An 18,343-nucleotide genomic window follows, 5' to 3' on the forward strand; every position below is an offset into this window, starting at 1 on the left:
GGCATAATGAAGATCACTTTTACAGGCTATCGGCAGACCGCCACGCTGGCGACGCTTGCTTTCGTCACCACGCTTGCTGGCTGTACGATGGCGCCGAAGCACGAACGCCCCGCATCGCCGACTGCGATGGTCTATCCCTACGCAACGTCAACCGTTTCTGGCGCGCCGGATGCCGCTGACATTGGCTGGCGTGATTTCTTCCACGATCCGCTTCTACAGGAACTGATCGCGATCGCGTTACGCAATAATCGGGATTTACGCAAGGCAGGGCTCAATGTTGAAGCCGCCCGGGCGTTATACCGTATTCAGCGCGCGGAGATGCTGCCGACGCTCGGCATCGCCACCGCCATGGACGCCGGTCGCACTCCCGCCGATCTCAGCGTCACGGACGAGCCTGAGATTAACCGACGCTACGAGATGGCTGGGGCGACGACGGCCTGGGAACTGGATCTCTGGGGGCGAGTGCGAAGCCTTAGCGACCAGGCATTAGCCGCCTATATGGCGCTTGATGAGACGTACATTGCGGCGCGAATGAGCCTGGTTTCCGAAGTCGCCAGCGCCTGGCTGACGCTACGGGCTGACCGGGAGCTGCTGCGCTTAACCGAAGATACGCTGGCCGCGCAAAAAAGTTCATACACATTGACAACCCAGCTTGCCCGGACAGGCAACGCCACACAGCTCGATCTGCGTATGGCGGAGATCGCGCTGCGTTCTGCGGAAATCAATCGCGCGGCGTATACGCGACAGTTGGCGCGGGATCGTAACGCGCTGGAATTGCTGTTGGGCCAGCCGCTCACGCCTGAACTGTCGCGTCGACTAAACGAGGCGGTCACGCTTACGGAAGGCGCGATCCCGACCACACTGCCAGGCGGATTACCGTCAGAGCTGCTGGTACGCCGCCCGGATATTCGCGCCGCCGAGTACAGGCTGCGTGGCGCAAACGCCCGGATAGGCGCAGCGCGCGCCGCCTTCTTCCCGACCATCAGCCTGACAGGCGCGGCGGGAACGGCCAGCGCGTCTCTTAGCGGACTCTTTGAACCGGGATCGGGAAGCTGGCGTTTTCTACCGCAAATCACCTTGCCTCTCTTTCACGGCGGCGCATTACGCGCTGACCTGGATAGGGCGCATGTCCAAAAACAGATTGAAATCGCCAGGTATGAAAACGTTATTCAGCAAGCCTTTCGCGACGTGGCGGATGGTCTGGCGGGACAGCGTACGCTGAGTGACCAGGTGCAATCAGAACAACGCGCGGTTGAAGCCAGTCAAATCGCCTATGAGCTGGCCGGACTCCGTTTTCAGGAAGGCGTCGATGACTACCTTACGCTGCTTGATACCCATCGTATGCTTTATGGCGCGCAACAGCGCCTGGTACGCACACGTCTCATGCAACAGTTAAATATCATTAACCTGTATAAAGCATTAGGCGGCGGTTGGCGGGAATACAGCGAGAAAAAGCAAGGTTAGCCCAAATAGCGCGCGCGCTAAACAGGCATATATTGCCTGCAAAATAAGATTAACGAGGGCAACGATAAACGTTCCCGCTTAACGTGACATTCGTTTGTTTGCTTGAGCCCGAACCGTGCCATGAACTTCCTGTCTGGCCTGCACGCTGGGTTAACAGGACTACCGTATTGCCGCCCATTTTATAAGCTTTGTTTTTCAGATCGTTACGGGCACCCGTTTCCAGGTTACTGTTGGAAGTCCAGCCACCGGTAAAGAAATTCCCCTGGCTGCCCGTGATATCCCCTAAGTAGCTGCATTCCTTACCTGGCTCGCTGGTCATTACCCGTACCTGTTCAGCGCCATAATTCAACGAATTAGCACTACATGCGGTTAAAGCCAAGCCGACGAAACATACTAAGATCTTTTTCATACTAATACCTGGTCTATTAATCATTAAATAATAACGCGTTCTTGCTTCTGAACGCCGTCAAGGAACTATATTTAAGATGTAACGAATGTCTTTCATTTGCTGAAGAAAAGTCTCTGTCATGATGCTATCATGTATGCTTGAGGCTATTTCTTGTTCAGTTTTTTCAATATGCTCTCTGAGCCTTATTTTTGTTTTTTCGTCAAGCGCCGAGATAAGTATCTTAATGGCAAGCAGCAAAGTAGGATTGATGCTTTCACACTCTCTCATCGTTAACTTTTTCATCTTGTTTGCTTCAAGCCTGATCGGCGTTTTTGTCTACACGGCAAATTTTAGATGCGAAGATATGGCGACTTCTTTGGTAAATAAATAGCAAATGGAAAAAACGTTTGAAGCCATATTTACGACAGATACGCAATCTATGAATGTACAAAGTCTTACGACTAATGCCATAGCTACTGGCGATCTGACTCATCGACTTTTTATATAAAAAGTGCCATAACAACTCCTCCTCCTTTTTTGTCAACGGCGCAAGTTCACCGACCGCTACATCGTTTGCACAAGCGTATTTAATGAAATGCTCAATAAAAACAGGCTTTGCCAAATCGGGATCGATATCAGGATCTCTATCGCAGCCATGTGGATAAAGTTTTCCAATATCTCTGCGCGTGAGCCAGATTCGACGAGCATGTGGATAATGCTGCATGAGCGCCTTAAAACCTTTCCAGACCCCCTGAATCAAAACTCGTCCATCAATAATAATTATGATATCTTCGCTAGCTGATATCTGACACGAATTATATTCTCCATTGAGTGGGAACATAAAGCACTTCCCATCCTCAAAGAGTGAAGCGATGCCTAAATAAGTATAATAATCATCCGTTAAAACTATACCTATCGTTTTTAACGGAAGTTGTTCCGATAGTGAATTTATCATAATTTCATCAATAGAATAACGCTACGGTGAGTGTTTTATCTTCCTCTTAAGATTACCTGAGCGCTCATAACCATCCCTATTCTGTAGCAGCGCCATATTATTTTTAATTCCTTGCCATAAACGTAACGCTTATAATTTTAATGTCAGAAGCGATAACCTACGCTGACACCAAATGTATTGGTATCCACAGCGAAGAAACGACTGGCTTCCCATGATGCATCGATAGATATACTCTTAACTGGATTAAATATTACGCCAGCGCCGTAGGCAAAGGAGTCTTCTTTTGAGTGTTTATTAAATTTCATCGTCGCTATACCCGCATTGCCGTACAGGCTCACATAGTCATTAAAACGATATGTTGGTCCAAACATCAAAGAACCATAGTCTACAGAATCGGAACCATTTTTATGCAATTTCCCCTCTTTCCAGGTGTAGTTCTCCATTTCATTGCGCGTCGCGGTGAATGATCCTAACATCCCCCAGGTCTCATTGAACTCGTAACGATATTTAAAATTAAAGCCTCGCAGATCTTTGCTATCACTATTTTTCAATGAACTGAGATGAGTTTGTGCATAACCAAACGATACGGTGTGCTGATCGTTGGCCAAAGCTAAAGGTGACGCTAATAATAAACCTAAAAAAACAAGGAACGAAGACCGTCTTTTCATTAAAACCACTCCATTTTTGATATATAATTAAGGCGGTACCGGAACTTATGGCACACAAATAGCATTTAGATTAAGAGCACCTAATGCGCTTATTACCAGTCATGCCAACTGCGGAGGTAATATAACCTGATATATTCGATAATGGATATGAAATCAGTCTTACAGAGTTCTTACTTTTTTATTAATGGCGGATTCATAGTTGCTTCAGACCCGATCCTGGCATCGCATCCGTCGGGCGGACTGCGAGAGGTTATCAGCGAGTATCAGTTACCTCCCTGACGAGTCAAAAATTCATAACCCATTGTTTTATATGCATTTTAATTGATTATTGAGTTAACCTTTACCCTTGCGGAGGGCAATTTCGCAACTCGCTTTCTGACGCATTCAGACAACATTCAGATCTACTGCGCGGTACAAACGTTATAAAGCTGCCGATTAAGAGAATAGAAAAAGGTTTTCTCACCCACTTTAGATATTCGAATCTCATTAGCCGCTTCCGGATGCAAAACCCGTAAATGTGATAACAGCTCGCCAGCCGTATCCGTGGCAAAGACTTTTACCTGGGATACTTCGAACGTATAAACACCAGGCGCTGTTCGATGTAAATTTTTCATATACACGTCCCGGTATAATATTTTTACACCGTTATCTTTTGTTTTTATTTCATATTGAAGCGTAATTCTCTTCATCTTAAAATCAAGAACAAGACTGCCATCGGCATGGATATCTTTAGGCTGTATCGTCGTTACCGTTCTTGTCGTACATAAAAATTCATTAGTATTAATAGAACTATGGTTACTGTTTCGTACCCAAACTACCATCAGTACGACTGAAACAGCCAACATTCCAAGCGTCGCCACGCTTAATAACGTTCTTTTATGGAAATGCATTTCGGCTCCGCTATATCAAGTTGGTTAAGACACTGGACAAAAATATTTGTATTAGGAACGCGAATATAATAAATGATTTTCCCGTTTTGTTTATGTATTTCATTACTCATCTCAGAGTACGCTTCAACGATATCCGTCAGATGGGTTTTATCATGCCCTACACTATAAAAAGTGTATCCATCATACGAACCATTGAGGGTAAAATAATCAATATTTTCACCCTTAACTTTATACATCATAAAAAACATCAGAAGCGCGGCCAGGCAAAAGTAGAGCCAATCTTTTTTATTCACAGCGCCCGGTATTGGGGTAATAATAGTGTCATCGTGCCGCACTTCAACCGTCGATACTTCTGTTTCAGCAACAGCAGGCAACGGCGTATTTTGCGCCTCATCACTCAACGGTTCAATGGAAACGGAGAGTAAAACACCCACGCGAGGGCGAGTCACAACAGACGCCCCCTTAAGACCAATTTTATCAAATGATCCTCGTAGCTGGTTAATCAGTTTATAATAACTGGCATCAGAGACCACGACACCTTTGCGCCCCCAGACATAGTTAATTAAATCATCTTTTTTAAAAAGGCCTTCATAAAAAGCGATAAGCAAACTGCGTTCCGATTCAGATATCGTTATCGACTCTCCGGCGCAGGAAAGCGTCATTCGTTCACAATCAAGAATAACCCTTTTGTCAATCAGATAATTGTTCTGACTCATAAAAATATCCGCCCCAGTGCTATCACGTTTCTTCACGGCATAAACATATTACCAGGATATATCGTGCTATTGAATTTTTTTCCGTAGCGAGTTCCTGCATTATTCAGCCACCAGGCCACTCGCAGATTCGTTTTCCCCCTTGAGCAGACCATTTTGCCTCTGGGCTGACTTGCCAAGCCAGCTCATAAAGTCATTAGCCTCCATCGGCCTGGCATAAAGAAATCCCTGAACGAATCCTACCCCGTGGCTTAAGATATAACGCAATTGGTGCTGGGTACTGACCCCTTCGGCAACCACATTAAGCCCCAGTCGCTGACTCAGCGTGATGATAGTATCCAGGACAGGAACATCATCGCTGCTGGTATCAATGGTATCGATAAACGTTCTGTCTATTTTAAGAGAGTCTACAGGTAATTGCTGGAGATAGGAGAGGGAGCAATAGCCGGTCCCAAAATCATCAATCGCTATTAACACGCCTTTTTCACGGAGCGTTGAAAGTTTTTCTGCGACCTGTGAAGGTTCTACAATCAGGCTACGCTCGGTGAGCTCCAACATAAGCGTTATCGTTCCCAAACGAGTCCTGAGCGCCTCTATATCTTGTATAAAACCGTCATCCATAAGATGCGCAGGCGATATATTTACGCTGATATAGAAATCATCCGGTACAGTCCAGTTTATCACGTCATGAGCAATCAGTTCGAACAGATGACGAGAGAGAGGAATAATCATGCCTTCATTTTCTGCGGCGGTAATAAAAATATCGGGAGTTATAAAACGGCCATCCGGTTGCGGCCAGCGCATTAGCGCCTCCACGCCGCCGCAACTAGCGTGTTTAACGTTAAAAACAGGTTGATAATGTACCGTAAACTCATTGTGCGTTATCCCCCTGGCAATCTCCCGGGCCAGAGATAAACGTTTTAAATACCAGCGCCTGTAGAACAACATCATCCCTACAGAAAGACACAATGACAGCGGAACAAAAATAAAAAGGTTTTGTAACCAGTATGCCGATAACGTTGAGAAAGGGGTTCGCACCATCAGCTGGAGAGTGTGATCGGTTGAGGTGAAGCGCTGCGTTAAAAACGCCTTACCGCGCAACGTCGCAGCGCTGGTAATCGCCTCCCCTGCGCCGAATGTCAGGCTAAAGGCTGATGCTCTCTCTGCTGCCAATATCTCCATGAGCTCCTGGACATACTGCGAATCCACAATGACGAAAGCCGCTTTATTCGCTGCTACTTTTTTCACATACACCACAACAAGGCGATCGGGTCCTTCGGCCATACTACCGATAGATCGCAACCACCGTTCCGGATAAGAAGCAGGTAAGGAAAGCCCTGCCAGCCGGGAAAAATGATAGCGTTCGGTTCCTGTGACAAAGGAGCAAGTGATATCACCATTTTCCAGAAACCCAATGTCACGGACATAAGGAGTGAAGGCCCGCGTTCTGGACAGTTCTTTCAGCGTGTCAGTACAGGAACTCTCAGCCAGTCTGGCGGCTTTTCCGGCGACTTGCCAGGAGGCGGCGGATATATCCGCGCTAAACCGCAGCAGCGTATTGGCGCTGACGGCGATATCTCGTTTTAGCTGGAAGATACCCGCGAGTAACCCCACCAATATCATTACGATCAGTGGAACGGCAACAAACAACATCAGAAATAGCTTTCTTACTTTCAAAACATTGCCCTCTTATCGGCCTTCCTTTTGCCACTGTACGCTTTTATAGGTTAACTAAAGTAACATTAATAGAGAAAAGAAATATTGAGAGATAGGTTATACGTTCTTAATGATAGCAAGATGGCACTCCCTGTGCCGAAAACAGACAAGAGAATATCAATACTCAACAGGTGCAGGATACTATCGTTAAAATGAGCGATAGCAGATATCTAAATAAAGACGCATTCAATATGTTAGCCTGATGCCAGGTTCACTGCCTGATGAGACATAACCATCACGGAACGAATTCCCATCAATACAGGGATTATTGGCTACAACTCAACGTTACTACTGGTGGTACACACATTATACAAATGTCGATTAAGCGAAAACATGTAGGTATTTTTCCCAATTTTGACCATCTTTAACTCATTAATCGTACCAGGCTGTAACAGTCTCAACCAGGAAAACAAATCGCCAGCAGTATCAGACTCAAAAGTCTTAACTGAATTGACTTTAAAAGTAAATGTTTTCATACCCGTTCTGCGCAGTTTGCTGATGCAGATATCACGAAAAAAAAGCCGTTTCTCTTTCGTATCGGTAGTAACATCGTAGTGTAGGGTAATCCTGCCGGATTTAAGATCCAGCACAAGTCCACCATCCATGTACAATTTTCGTGGTTCAATATACGCTTCTGATTTTGTCGTGCATATAAGATTATTGGTTCTATAAGAGTCACGATTTACCCACTCAAGCGCTATTACCGATCCGATTGCGACAATGGCGATAAATATTACAAATATAATCAGTAACGTTCTTTTACTGTAATACATTTTGGCACCGCCATTTCAACAGGATTTAAGCATTGCAGAAAAATATTCATATTAGGCTCCCTGATATAATAAAGATGGCGTCCATTTTGCCGGTAAATTTTAATTTTCAGAGAGTTAAAAGCAAAAACTACTTCACTTAATGTGACCTTATCCTCTTTTGTTTTGTAGATTGCATAATCGTTATATTCGCCAAGATATGTAAAAAAACTATCAGGGCTGTTACGAACAGGCGCTTTATATATAGTAAATACACCATAGAGCAATGCCAAAAGAATGGCTCCTGTTAATACCACAAATACGCTGTGACGTTTAATTTTGTAAAATATGTTCTCCCGAGTCAGGGTGCCTTTAACGTTTTCATCACTCACCTTTAGGGAGGTGATTTTTTTTATAGGTTCAATGGCAACAGACAGCGACACCCCCACCCGAGGGCGAGTTACGATATCAGATGGCTGTAGACCGATGCTACTAAAATCATTTCTCATTTGATTAATGAGTTTATAGTAACTTGATTCTGAGACGCAGCCTCCACGATTTTCCCAAACAAAATGAATAATATCTTCTTTTTTGTAAAGACCATGCCAAAAAGCAAGAAGCAGATGGGTCTCAGCTTCTGATATTCTGATTATCTCATTACCATGCGATAAGGTCATCTTCGTACTATCAAATACAACACGCTTATCAAGTAAAAATATGCTTTCATTCATGACAATCCTAAAGGTAACTGCATCCATCATTCAGACGACATATTATCATGCTCAAAAAAGAATTCAGCCCCCTAATTAACCTGAGTTTAACTTATAAGTCTCACTTATAGTAAACAATAATTGACACAAGTATTACCTGCACATTACAAATCAAACAGTTATAGGTAAATCTGAACACTTTTCTTTACCTTAACGCAAACTCAGGAAACTTCTGAAAGGCCAAAAGTAAGAAAAAAGTAAGACTAATTATACTGTTTCAGAAGCACATTTCAGAAAATTTACCTTAATCTCACCATCGTATTATCCATCGGGAGGTTTAACTGATGCGGATTTTACATAGCAAAAATGTGCAGGTTTGTATTGCAACATAGTCTATCTATTCAGACGCGGAGAGAATTGTTATCGGATTACACTCAATCAAATGATAACACTATCAGTTGTACTAATGAGATGTATGGACGAAAGCGCTTATCGCTCTATTTCATGATAAGAGAAATAAGTCTGTTTGTTTTATATCGCATTATCAATAGTCAGGAGGGTATAGCTCACATCCAAAAATAGAGTTAATGATCGTTATTTTTACCACTCCTCCATAAGCACGAAACATTCGGGCGAATTGCACTCGTCCTGAAAAAGTAAAGATTAATACAGGAACATTATCATATGTCTATGAAAAAGTATTTAGCAATGATCACAGGCTCGCTTCTTGTCTCCAGCAGCGCGATGGCTGTTTCTGATAACACCATCACCTTTCAAGGGGAAGTCTCTGATGAAACGTGCTCTGTCGTGATTAATGGTAATCAGGCTAAACCCGTCGTGTTATTACCAACAGTAAGTACTAAAGATTTATCAGAACAAGGGAAAACTGCGGGGCCAATAACGTTTGATATTGGGCTGTCCGGGTGTACCGGCTCTAAGGACAAAACAACAAAAATTTCCACTGTCTTTGTCGGTAATCAGGTCACCAGTAACGGTAACCTGGGTAATACTGGCAGCGCGAAAAATGTTGAAGTCCAATTACTCGACACTTCAGGGGAGCCAATCAATCTGACCGGCGGCTTTACTGGCGACGGCGACCTACAGCTGGAACCAAATGCTTCTGAAGCGAGCGCGACTTATACCGCGCGGTATTACTCTACCGGGAAAGCAGAGGCTGGGACAGTCGCTGCCACCCTACAATACGCCGTTTCGTATAAATAATTGTCGCTACGGTCTGGCGTTGAAACGCCAGACCATTTTCAATCGCCAGGGAGTTGTTGAGATGAAAATGGATACCCGACATTCCGCATTATATTACTTAATAGTTTTTCTATTCCTGGCCCTACCCGCCACAGCATCGTGGGCGAGCGTTACTATTTTGGGTAGCCGAATAATTTACCCATCAACAGCCTCCTCCGTAGATGTGCAGTTAAAAAATAATGATGCAATACCTTATATCGTACAAACCTGGTTTGACGATGGCGATATGAATACCAGCCCGGAAAATAGCAGCGCGATGCCGTTTATTGCCACGCCGCCAGTATTTCGTATTCAACCCAAAGCAGGCCAGGTGGTACGTGTAATTTATAACAACACGAAAAAATTGCCGCAGGATCGTGAGTCAGTATTCTGGTTTAACGTATTACAGGTGCCACCAACGAATATTGGCAGCGACAGCGGGCAAAATAAAATGTTGGTGATGCTGCGCTCAAGAATAAAACTTTTCTATCGTCCTGACGGGCTAGGTAAACCTGATAATCTGGCGAAAAAACTACAGATTAAAACGGTGAATAAGGGTTCCGGAAAAAGCGGTATTGTTATTGTTAATCCGCAGCCCTGGTTTGCCTCTTTAAGTAACCTGAATGTAAAAGTGAACGGCGCTTCGTATAACCTGGATGCTGACATGATTGCCCCTTTCTCCAGTCAAACCTGGTGGCTGCCGGGCAAACGGTCACTCAAATCCTTCTCCGGTACAGTCACCGTTACTTTGGTTAACGACCTGGGCGCAAGGATAAGCGAGAGCTACGATGTCCCCCACCATTAATTTGAACCGCAAAAGCCTTGCGCTATTGATCGCCATAGTTTGCTCAGGCTCCGCGCAGGGTGAAGAGTATTATTTTGATCCTGCGCTACTTCAGGGGGCCACTTACGGACAAAATATTGCCCGTTTTAATGAACAGCAAACGCCTTCCGGAGACTATCTTGCCGACGTTTACGTTAATGGCACGCTGGTAGCCTCGAGCACTAATATTCGATTTAATGCTGTAAAAGAGGGTCAACAAGCTGAACCCTGCCTGCCCTTATCGGTGATGAAAGCGGCACAGATAAAATCACTCCCCGCGACCGACGCTGCGACCGAGTGTCGCCCGCTCAGGGAGTGGGTGCCTCATGCCGGTTGGCAATTTGATAGCGCCACGCTTCGCCTGTTGCTGACGATTCCAATGACCGAACTTACGCACAAACCGCGCGGTTATATCTCCCCTTCAGAGTGGGATAGCGGCGCGCTGGCGCTGTTTTTACGCCATAACACAAACTGGACCCACACCGAAAATACCGACAGCCATTATCGCTACCAATACTTATGGAGCGGTTTAAACATGGGCGTTAACCTCGGACTTTGGCAGGTCCGTCATCAAAGTAATCTGCGCTATGCCAATAGCAACCAGAGCGGAAGCGCCTGGCGCTATAATAGCGTTCGAACCTGGGTGCAAAGACCTGTCGCGTCTATTAACAGTATTCTGTCGCTGGGCGATAGCTATACGGACTCCAGCTTATTCGGCAGTCTGTCTTTTAACGGAGCTAAACTAGTCACCGACGAGCGGATGCGCCCGCAGGGCAAACGCGGTTATGCGCCGGAAGTTCGGGGCGTAGCGGCCAGTAGCGCGCACGTGGTAGTAAAACAACTGGGGAAAGTGATTTATGAAACCAACGTTCCGCCGGGCCCATTTTATATTGACGATCTGTACAACACCCGTTATCAAGGCGATCTGGAGGTAGAGGTTATCGAGGCCAGCGGTAAAACCTCACGTTTCACCGTGCCTTATTCTTCCGTGCCGGATTCGGTACGCCCCGGTAACTGGCACTATTCGCTGGCCTTCGGCAGGGTTCGTCAGTACTACGATATTGAAAATCGTTTCTTTGAGGGAACGTTCCAGCACGGCGTTAATAACACCATTACCCTCAACCTCGGTTCACGAATTGCGCAGCGTTACCAGGCATGGCTGGCGGGCGGCGTCTGGGCCACCGGTATGGGCGCGTTCGGCCTTAACGCCACCTGGTCGAACGCGCGCGCAGAGCATAACTATCGCCAGCAAGGCTGGCGCGCGGAACTCAGTTACAGCAAAACGTTTACCACCGGCACTAACCTGGTACTGGCGGCTTATCGTTATTCAACCAACGGCTTTCGCGATCTTCAGGACGTGCTCGGCGTACGCCGGGAAGCAAAAACGGGGATTGATTACTACTCCGACACGCTGCATCAGCGCAATCGCCTGTCCGCGACGGTAAGCCAGCCGTTAGGACGGCTTGGCACGCTTAACCTCAGCGCCAGCACCGCAGACTACTACAATAACCAATCGCGTATAACACAGCTACAAATGGGGTATAGCAACCAGTGGCGGAATATAAGCTACGGGGTGAATATCGCACGACAGCGCACCACCTGGGATTACGATCGCTCTTATCACGGCGTTAACGAACCACTGGACGTGAGTAGCCGACAAAAATATACCGAAACCACAATGTCGTTTAATGTCTCTATACCGCTGGATTGGGGCGAAAACAGAACGTCTGTCGCCATGAATTATAACCAGTCCAGTCAAAGCCGTTCCTCAACCGTATCTATGACCGGCAGTAGCGGTGAAAACAGCGACCTGTCATGGTCGGTTTATGGCGGCTACGAGCGTTATCGCAATAGTAATAGCGATAGCAGCGCGCCAACGACGTTTGGCGGTAATCTACAACAGAACACCCGGTTTGGCGCACTTCGCGCCAACTATGACCAGGGTGATAACTATCGTCAGGAAGGGCTGGGCGCGTCCGGCACCCTGGTTCTTCACCCTGGCGGTCTGACGGCTGGCCCCTATACCAGCGATACCTTTGCGCTTATTCATGCCGATGGCGCGCAGGGCGCGATCGTACAAAATGGCCAGGGCGCTGTGGTTGATCGCTTTGGTTACGCCATTCTGCCTTCGTTATCTCCTTACCGCGTCAATAACGTTACGCTCGATACCCGTAAGATGCGCAGCGATGCCGAACTGACGGGAGGAAGTCAGCAGATTGTGCCCTATGCCGGCGCCATCGCGCGTGTCAATTTCGCCACTATCAGCGGCAAAGCAGTGCTGATCTCCGTGAAGATGCCGGATGGCGGCATACCGCCAATGGGCGCTGATGTTTTCAACGGTGAAGGCACAAACATCGGCATGGTCGGCCAGAGTGGGCAGATTTATGCCCGTATCGCCCATCCGTCGGGTTCTCTACTGGTGCGCTGGGGAACAGGGGCAAACCAGCGTTGCCGGGTTGCCTACCAACTCGATCTTCACACCAAAGAACCGTTTCTCTATCTGAACAAAATCTGCGAGAAGGAATAGCACAATGCTTTTTAGTTTCCGAACGCTATTGTTTATCACCAGCCTGTTCGTCAGCGCCGGAACATGGTCGTCATGTATCAAAGTCACCGATAAGAGCGCGCTCTCTGACGCGGCGATAAAAGCGGGCTACACGGCGCAAAACTGGATCGGCGCAACTGACACGAATACCGGTAATATCGGTTTGCCAACGGTGATTAGCGTCAGTAATAGTGAAACTTTTCAACCCTCCGGCACACTATTGGCCAGTGGGATCGGTAACTTCCTGACGGCTGCCACCGGCACGCCCTATTCCAGTAAACAGGTACTTTACCGCTGCGATTCCGCCGATGCCGGGAAGCTCTATGAGATGTATTCGACAAATGGCGATAGCGCTTTTGCGGGGGCATTTTTTACTCCCGAAGTAGAAGGCGCTTATTATGATGTGGAGCGTAATGTTGCTGTCCGTATGACAAACCTCAGTACCGGCGAATATTACAGCCGTTTCTGGAAAGAACGCCAACTTACCGCAGACAGTTGGTTTCAGGATGACAAATATATTTATATTCCTGCCAGCGCGTTTAGCAACGTGCTATATGAGATGTTTAAAATTGACTCAAGAAAATATTTTGCCTACCAGAATCCAATGGACCGAGATACCTGGACGCAGCCTCGGGGTTATATCGCGTTTAAAGGCCCAGGCTTGATTACCGAGCGGATCAAAGCGGGACTGGATCATGCCAGCGATTATTATGGCTGGCCCAGCTATTGGCCCGGGGCATGGAGTACATATAATAGCGTCACCTATGTTCGCGGCGCGTTATGTAAAATCACAGATTATCCTGCGATCGTGAAAATTCCCCCTGTTGCCGTCGGCATATTAGCCGCCGGAGGTAATAGTCAGGCGCCTTTCCACGTCAGCCTGGAATGTGAGTCCGGTGCCGTGTCCAGTGCCCTCCCGTCCACCAGCGCCGCTAATGTCGCAATGGGGTTTGTCGTTAATCAACCCACCGCCGTGGCGGCGGCGCGTCGCCTGGGGCTAACCACATCCGCAGGCGGTCTGTCGTGGCTACTGGACACCCATTATGGCGAACCTGGCGTAGCTTCCGGAGTGGGTATCCGCATCTATAACGATGCCGGTACGCCAATTAACCTGTTACCCGATCGGATCAAGACAGGCACCGGCAACGCCCGAGGCTGGTATGGCTATAAAGATTTAACCACACGGGTATCATCCGGTTCAGTAGAAACCTACAGCGGTGATTTTACTGCCTCGCTTGAGGCGATCGGCGGACAAACAGTAACGGCAGGAAGCGTGAATGCGCAATTACAGGCAGTGGTTAGTTTTCAGTAAAGTCATATTAACGCTACTTGGGTTGACGGGATGGTATGGCCCGGCACAAGCTGCCGTTAATATTGACAGAACCCGAATTATTTTTGCTTCAGATGAGGTCGCTCAATCGTTGACATTATCCAACGATAATACAACGCCGATGCTGTTACAGGTATGGACCGACGCCGGAAACATTGACGCCTCTCCGGATAACAGCAAAACGCCGCTGGTGGCGCTGCCGCCGGTATTTAAAATGCAGCCAGGAGAACTGAGAACGCTTCGCCTGCTCCTGAGTTCCCGCCAGCAGCTGGCAACGGACCGGGAGAGTCTCTTCTGGCTAAACATTTATCAGATACCGCCACTCCCCCAGGATATTAAAAACCACCCGCGAAAACTGGTATTACCGCTTCGTTTGCGGCTAAAAATTTTAATTCGCCCGACCGGATTAAAAGCGCCAACGGAAGCGGAGGAGAAAAAATTACGCTTTATTGCTAAAGAGAATACTATACGGATAGTTAACCCCACCTCGTGGTATATGAGTTTAACACTAACGACGGATGACAAGAAAAGTATCGGCGATATCATGGTTGCGCCGAAAACAGCACGTGATGTGCCGCTAACACGCTCGCCAACGCCGGGAGCATCGATAAATTATGCAGTAATCAACGACTCCGGGAACTGGCGACAATATACCGCCATACTGGAAAAATATATTAGTAAGAGTGATTTTATTGCTGAGTTTTGATGGGAAATATTCAGGGATACGATCGTATCCCTGAGACAGGCCAGAATTCAGCATGTACCATTGTCAAAAATAGCATTAAGCTGATATTTTACTTTTTGCACGGCATCTTTGTTCTGTTGAGTTCCCTTCTCCTCAACAGACATATCCCATACGTTTTCATTATCTGATTCAATTAATGTGTAGAACGTATTATTATTACGCATCATATAACCACGAAAATTATTTCCGATACCCGTTGTCACAGGCTTAGCAGTCCCTTAAATAACAGACTCCGTCTCTTTATTGAAAATCTGATATTGAATATTTGCGCAGTTTAAATCACAGGGGGAACATTTAAGATTTAAAACAAGCAGTATCGTGTTATTTTCAAAAACAAGGGCATAATGATTGCTGGCAGATGAAAATAACGGGAATAACGCGAGAAGGAGAATTATTATCAATTTCATATTATTATATAGACTCCGTCAAAGAAAACTGTCATTTCACGCCCCTGAGAATAGCGAAAGGCATACCATGCAGAATGAATGCTTTCCGAACTGACGTCCTTACAGACATCCATACCATGCCAAACAAGTACGCGAGAAAGAAAATGAGAAGATTGTTATGAAAGAAAAGTTTGTAACCGCTTGATTGAGATGGTGCCGATAATAGGAGTCGAACCTACGACCTTCGCATTACGAATGCGCTGCTCTACCAACTGAGCTATATCGGCCCTGAGAAGGGTGTGTTCACATGGGTGAATCACGGGGTAGAAGGTTAAAACTAACCGGGCGGTGCGTCAATAGCCTTGCTACTCAACCGGCTATTTTTGCACCGCTCGTCATTAATTACGCACGAATCGTACCATCGCCAAAGCCTATCCACTTATAGGTGGTAAGCGCTTCAAGCCCCATCGGACCGCGGGCATGTAATTTCTGCGTGCTGACCGCCACTTCTGCGCCAAGCCCAAACTGCCCGCCATCGGTGAAACGGGTAGAGGCGTTGACATAAACCGCAGCGGAATCCACTTCGTTCACGAAACGCGCAGCATTATGCATATCGCACGTTAAAATTGCATCGGAGTGCTGAGTACCATGTTCGCGAATGTGGGCGATAGCGCCATCCATATTTTCGACCACCACAACGTTCAGATCCAGAGACAGAAACTCGTTATCCAGCTCTTCCGGTTTCAGCGGCACCAGTTTGGCAGGGCCATGCAGTACCTGCATGACGGTTTCATCCCCATGCAACGTCACGCCGCTCTCCGCCATCTGCTTGCTCAGAGCAGGCAAAAAGCGTTCTGCGATGTCCTGATGCACCAGCAAGGTTTCCACCGTGTTACAGGTGCTCGGGCGCTGGGTTTTGGCGTTAACAATAATCTTCAGCGCCGGGGCGATGTCTGCGCTGCTATCAACAAAAATATGGCACACGCCAATCCCGCCGGTAATCACCGGAATGGTGGATTGCTCGCGACACAGTTTATGCAAGCCTGCGCCGCCGCGCGGGATCAGCATATCGATGTACTTATCCATACGCAGCATTTCATTGACCAGCGAACGATCCGGATTATCAATCGCCTGAACCGCCGCCTCCGGTAAACCGCAAGCTTTCAGCGCCTTCTGAATGACACGAACGGTTGCGGCATTCGTGCGATGCGTCTCTTTCCCACCGCGTAGAATCACCGCATTACCGGTTTTCAGACACAAAGAAGCCACATCAACGGTAACATTCGGACGCGCCTCATAGATAACGCCAACCACGCCCAACGGCACGCGGCGGCGCTCCAGACGTAGCCCGCTATCCAGCAGACCGCCGTCGATCACCTGCCCGACCGGGTCGGCGAGATTACAGACCTGGCGCACATCGTCAGCAATCGCTTTCAGACGCGCAGGGGTCAGCGCCAGGCGGTCCAGCATCGCTTCGCTCAGGCCGTTGGCTCGCGCCTGCTCAACATCTTGTACGTTCGCGCTGAGGATACTTTCCATTTGCGCTTCCAGTTCATCGGCTATTTTTTCCAGCACGCGATTTTTTTCGCCGCTGGAGAGCAGCGCCAGCTTATACGACGCCGCTTTAGCAGCAATGCCCATTTGTTCCAGCATATGCCTGTTCCTTATCGAGTAATCATGTCATCACGATGAACAGCGACCGGGCCATATTCATAGCCCAGAATCGCATCGATTTGTTGAGAGTGGTGACCGGCTATCCGCCGCAGAGCATCACTGTTATAACGGCTGACGCCATGAGCGATATCACGCCCTTGCAGGTTACAAATTCTGATGACCTCCCCCCGCGAGAAATTGCCCGTCACGCTTTTGATGCCTTTTGGCAGAAGTGAACTGCCACGTTCCAGCATTGCCGCGGTCGCGCCTTCATCAACCGTAATTTCGCCTGCCGGCGGCGCGCCGAAGATCCAGCGTTTGCGGTTCTCCAGCGGCGAGGCTTGCGCATGAAAACGGGTGCCGACGGAAATCCCCTCCATCACATCGCCGATCACGCCCGGTTTACTGCCTGAGGCAATAATCGTATCAATACCCGCGCGACAGGCTACGTCTGCCGCCTGAAGCTTAGTGCTCATACCACCGGTTCCCAGCCCGGAAACGCTGTCTCCCGCGATAGAGCGCAGCGCATCGTCAACGCCATACACATCTTTGATAAGCTCCGCCTGCGGATTGCTACGCGGATCGGCGGTAAATAATCCTTGCTGATCGGTCAGCAGCAGCAGTTTATCCGCGCCTGCCAGGATCGCCGCCAGCGCGGAGAGGTTATCGTTATCGCCCACTTTAATTTCCGCTGTCGCAACGGCATCATTTTCATTGATAACCGGCACAATATGGTTATCCAGTAATGCACGTAGCGTATCGCGGGCGTTCAGAAAGCGCTCTCTGTCTTCCATATCCGCACGCGTCAACAGCATCTGCCCGATATGGATACCGTAAATTGAAAACAACTGCTCCCACAGTTGAATCAGGCGGCTTTGCCCTACCGCCGCCAGAAGCTGTTTAGAGGCGATCGTTGCCGGCAGTTCCGGGTAGCCGAGATGTTCACGCCCGGCGGCAATCGCGCCAGAGGTAACAATAACAATACGATGTCCTGCGGCGTGTAGCTGCGCGCACTGGCGGACAAGTTCTACGATATGGGCACGGTTCAGGCGGCGCGATCCGCCTGTTAGCACGCTGGTGCCGAGTTTTACGACCAGCGTCTGGCTGTCACTCATGATTCTCTGCCGTTCAAAATAAGAAATAAAGACCAAATGAACGTTTTAGCAGGACTGGCTCCGGTTGCCAACAACCTGTACGCGTAGCGTGAAATTTTGTTGCGCAGGATCAGCAAGCGTAGCGGCAGAATTTGACCATTTTATTACCGCAACAATTAAACATATTTTTTTAAAAAAATTCTCACTTTGTCATAAATCTTTCATTACCGAACGTTAAAAACCTTCCTGTTTTTTACCGGGTTTCCCGACAAATC

16 protein-coding genes, 1 tRNA gene and 2 pseudogenes are annotated in these 18,343 nt (G+C 47.8%); 6 read left to right on the forward strand and 13 right to left on the reverse strand.

Going from position 1 to position 18,343, the window contains the following annotated elements:
* Positions 1-6: 6 nt before the first annotated feature.
* Positions 7-1,464: a multidrug efflux transporter outer membrane subunit MdsC gene (mdsC, locus tag HU143_RS17315; protein WP_001577316.1), complete on the forward strand. Its 1,458-nt coding sequence runs from the start codon at positions 7-9 to the stop codon at positions 1,462-1,464.
* A 49-nt stretch (positions 1,465-1,513) separates the two neighbouring features.
* Here mdsC and HU143_RS17320 read toward each other — a convergent pair whose 3' ends face one another.
* The 9 genes and pseudogenes from HU143_RS17320 to HU143_RS17360 form a co-directional block, all read right to left on the reverse strand.
* Positions 1,514-1,873 carry a DUF4156 domain-containing protein gene (locus tag HU143_RS17320; RefSeq protein WP_000722978.1) on the reverse strand — a complete coding sequence of 120 codons (360 nt, stop codon included), beginning with the start codon at positions 1,871-1,873 and terminating at the stop codon, positions 1,514-1,516.
* A 57-nt stretch (positions 1,874-1,930) separates the two neighbouring features.
* Complete coding sequence (locus tag HU143_RS17325; RefSeq protein WP_000737124.1) at positions 1,931-2,155, reverse strand: membrane protein; 225 nt, start codon at positions 2,153-2,155, stop codon at positions 1,931-1,933.
* 10 nt (positions 2,156-2,165) lie between these two features.
* On the reverse strand, positions 2,166-2,807 hold the full coding sequence (locus tag HU143_RS17330; protein WP_000610822.1) for a helix-turn-helix transcriptional regulator: 642 nt from the start codon (positions 2,805-2,807) through the stop codon (positions 2,166-2,168).
* A gap of 143 nt (positions 2,808-2,950) precedes the next feature.
* A complete protein-coding gene (locus HU143_RS17335; RefSeq protein WP_000830237.1) occupies positions 2,951-3,475 on the reverse strand; it encodes an Ail/Lom family outer membrane beta-barrel protein in 525 nt (174 codons plus the stop codon).
* Positions 3,476-3,876: 401 nt separating this feature from the next.
* The gene (locus HU143_RS17340) at positions 3,877-4,365 is read right to left on the reverse strand and encodes a hypothetical protein (RefSeq protein WP_000545421.1); all 489 of its coding nucleotides are present in this window, start codon (positions 4,363-4,365) and stop codon (positions 3,877-3,879) included.
* A complete protein-coding gene (locus HU143_RS17345) occupies positions 4,338-5,081 on the reverse strand; it encodes a winged helix-turn-helix domain-containing protein (RefSeq protein ID WP_023227310.1) in 744 nt (247 codons plus the stop codon). The genes HU143_RS17340 and HU143_RS17345 overlap by 28 nt, the downstream gene beginning before the upstream one ends.
* A gap of 99 nt (positions 5,082-5,180) precedes the next feature.
* The gene (locus tag HU143_RS17350) at positions 5,181-6,755 is read right to left on the reverse strand and encodes an EAL domain-containing protein (protein ID WP_072162162.1); all 1,575 of its coding nucleotides are present in this window, start codon (positions 6,753-6,755) and stop codon (positions 5,181-5,183) included.
* Positions 6,756-7,266: 511 nt separating this feature from the next.
* Positions 7,267-7,567 (reverse strand): annotated as a pseudogene (locus HU143_RS17355) (hypothetical protein).
* Positions 7,540-8,274, reverse strand: coding sequence for a winged helix-turn-helix domain-containing protein (locus tag HU143_RS17360; protein WP_001005859.1), 735 nt, complete (start codon positions 8,272-8,274; stop codon positions 7,540-7,542). The pseudogene HU143_RS17355 and the gene HU143_RS17360 overlap by 28 nt, the downstream one beginning before the upstream one ends.
* Positions 8,275-8,937: 663 nt before the next feature.
* Here HU143_RS17360 and HU143_RS17365 point away from each other — a divergent pair.
* The 5 genes from HU143_RS17365 (at position 8,938) to stbE (ending at position 14,896) form a co-directional block, all read left to right on the forward strand.
* Entirely contained in the window at positions 8,938-9,474 is a 537-nt protein-coding gene (locus HU143_RS17365; RefSeq protein WP_000062033.1) for a fimbrial protein, read from the forward strand.
* Between the two features lie 61 nt (positions 9,475-9,535).
* Positions 9,536-10,297: a fimbrial biogenesis chaperone StbB gene (gene stbB, locus HU143_RS17370; RefSeq protein WP_000781485.1), complete on the forward strand. Its 762-nt coding sequence runs from the start codon at positions 9,536-9,538 to the stop codon at positions 10,295-10,297.
* Entirely contained in the window at positions 10,281-12,842 is a 2,562-nt protein-coding gene (locus HU143_RS17375; RefSeq protein ID WP_064441706.1) for a fimbrial outer membrane usher protein, read from the forward strand. The genes stbB and HU143_RS17375 overlap by 17 nt, the downstream gene beginning before the upstream one ends.
* Before the next feature lie 4 nt (positions 12,843-12,846).
* Positions 12,847-14,172 carry a fimbrial usher protein StbD gene (gene stbD, locus HU143_RS17380; RefSeq protein ID WP_000899098.1) on the forward strand — a complete coding sequence of 442 codons (1,326 nt, stop codon included), beginning with the start codon at positions 12,847-12,849 and terminating at the stop codon, positions 14,170-14,172.
* Positions 14,138-14,896: a fimbrial biogenesis chaperone StbE gene (stbE, locus tag HU143_RS17385; RefSeq protein ID WP_023227313.1), complete on the forward strand. Its 759-nt coding sequence runs from the start codon at positions 14,138-14,140 to the stop codon at positions 14,894-14,896. Before stbD ends, stbE begins: the two co-directional genes overlap by 35 nt.
* 47 nt (positions 14,897-14,943) lie before the next feature.
* Here the strand turns inward: stbE and HU143_RS24620 are convergent.
* From HU143_RS24620 to proB, 4 genes and pseudogenes are all read right to left on the reverse strand, one after another.
* A pseudogene (locus HU143_RS24620) lies at positions 14,944-15,342 on the reverse strand (hypothetical protein).
* Between the two features lie 190 nt (positions 15,343-15,532).
* Positions 15,533-15,608 (reverse strand) — tRNA-Thr (locus tag HU143_RS17395).
* 115 nt (positions 15,609-15,723) lie between these two features.
* Positions 15,724-16,974 carry a glutamate-5-semialdehyde dehydrogenase gene (gene proA / locus HU143_RS17400; protein ID WP_000893225.1) on the reverse strand — a complete coding sequence of 417 codons (1,251 nt, stop codon included), beginning with the start codon at positions 16,972-16,974 and terminating at the stop codon, positions 15,724-15,726.
* Between the two features lie 11 nt (positions 16,975-16,985).
* Positions 16,986-18,089, reverse strand: a complete 1,104-nt coding sequence (gene proB, locus HU143_RS17405) for a glutamate 5-kinase (RefSeq protein ID WP_001285275.1) — start codon at positions 18,087-18,089, stop codon at positions 16,986-16,988.
* Positions 18,090-18,343 lie beyond the last annotated feature (254 nt).

The sequence above is a fragment of the Salmonella sp. SJTUF14076 genome (assembly GCF_015534835.1).
GTDB lineage: Bacteria > Pseudomonadota > Gammaproteobacteria > Enterobacterales > Enterobacteriaceae > Salmonella > Salmonella enterica.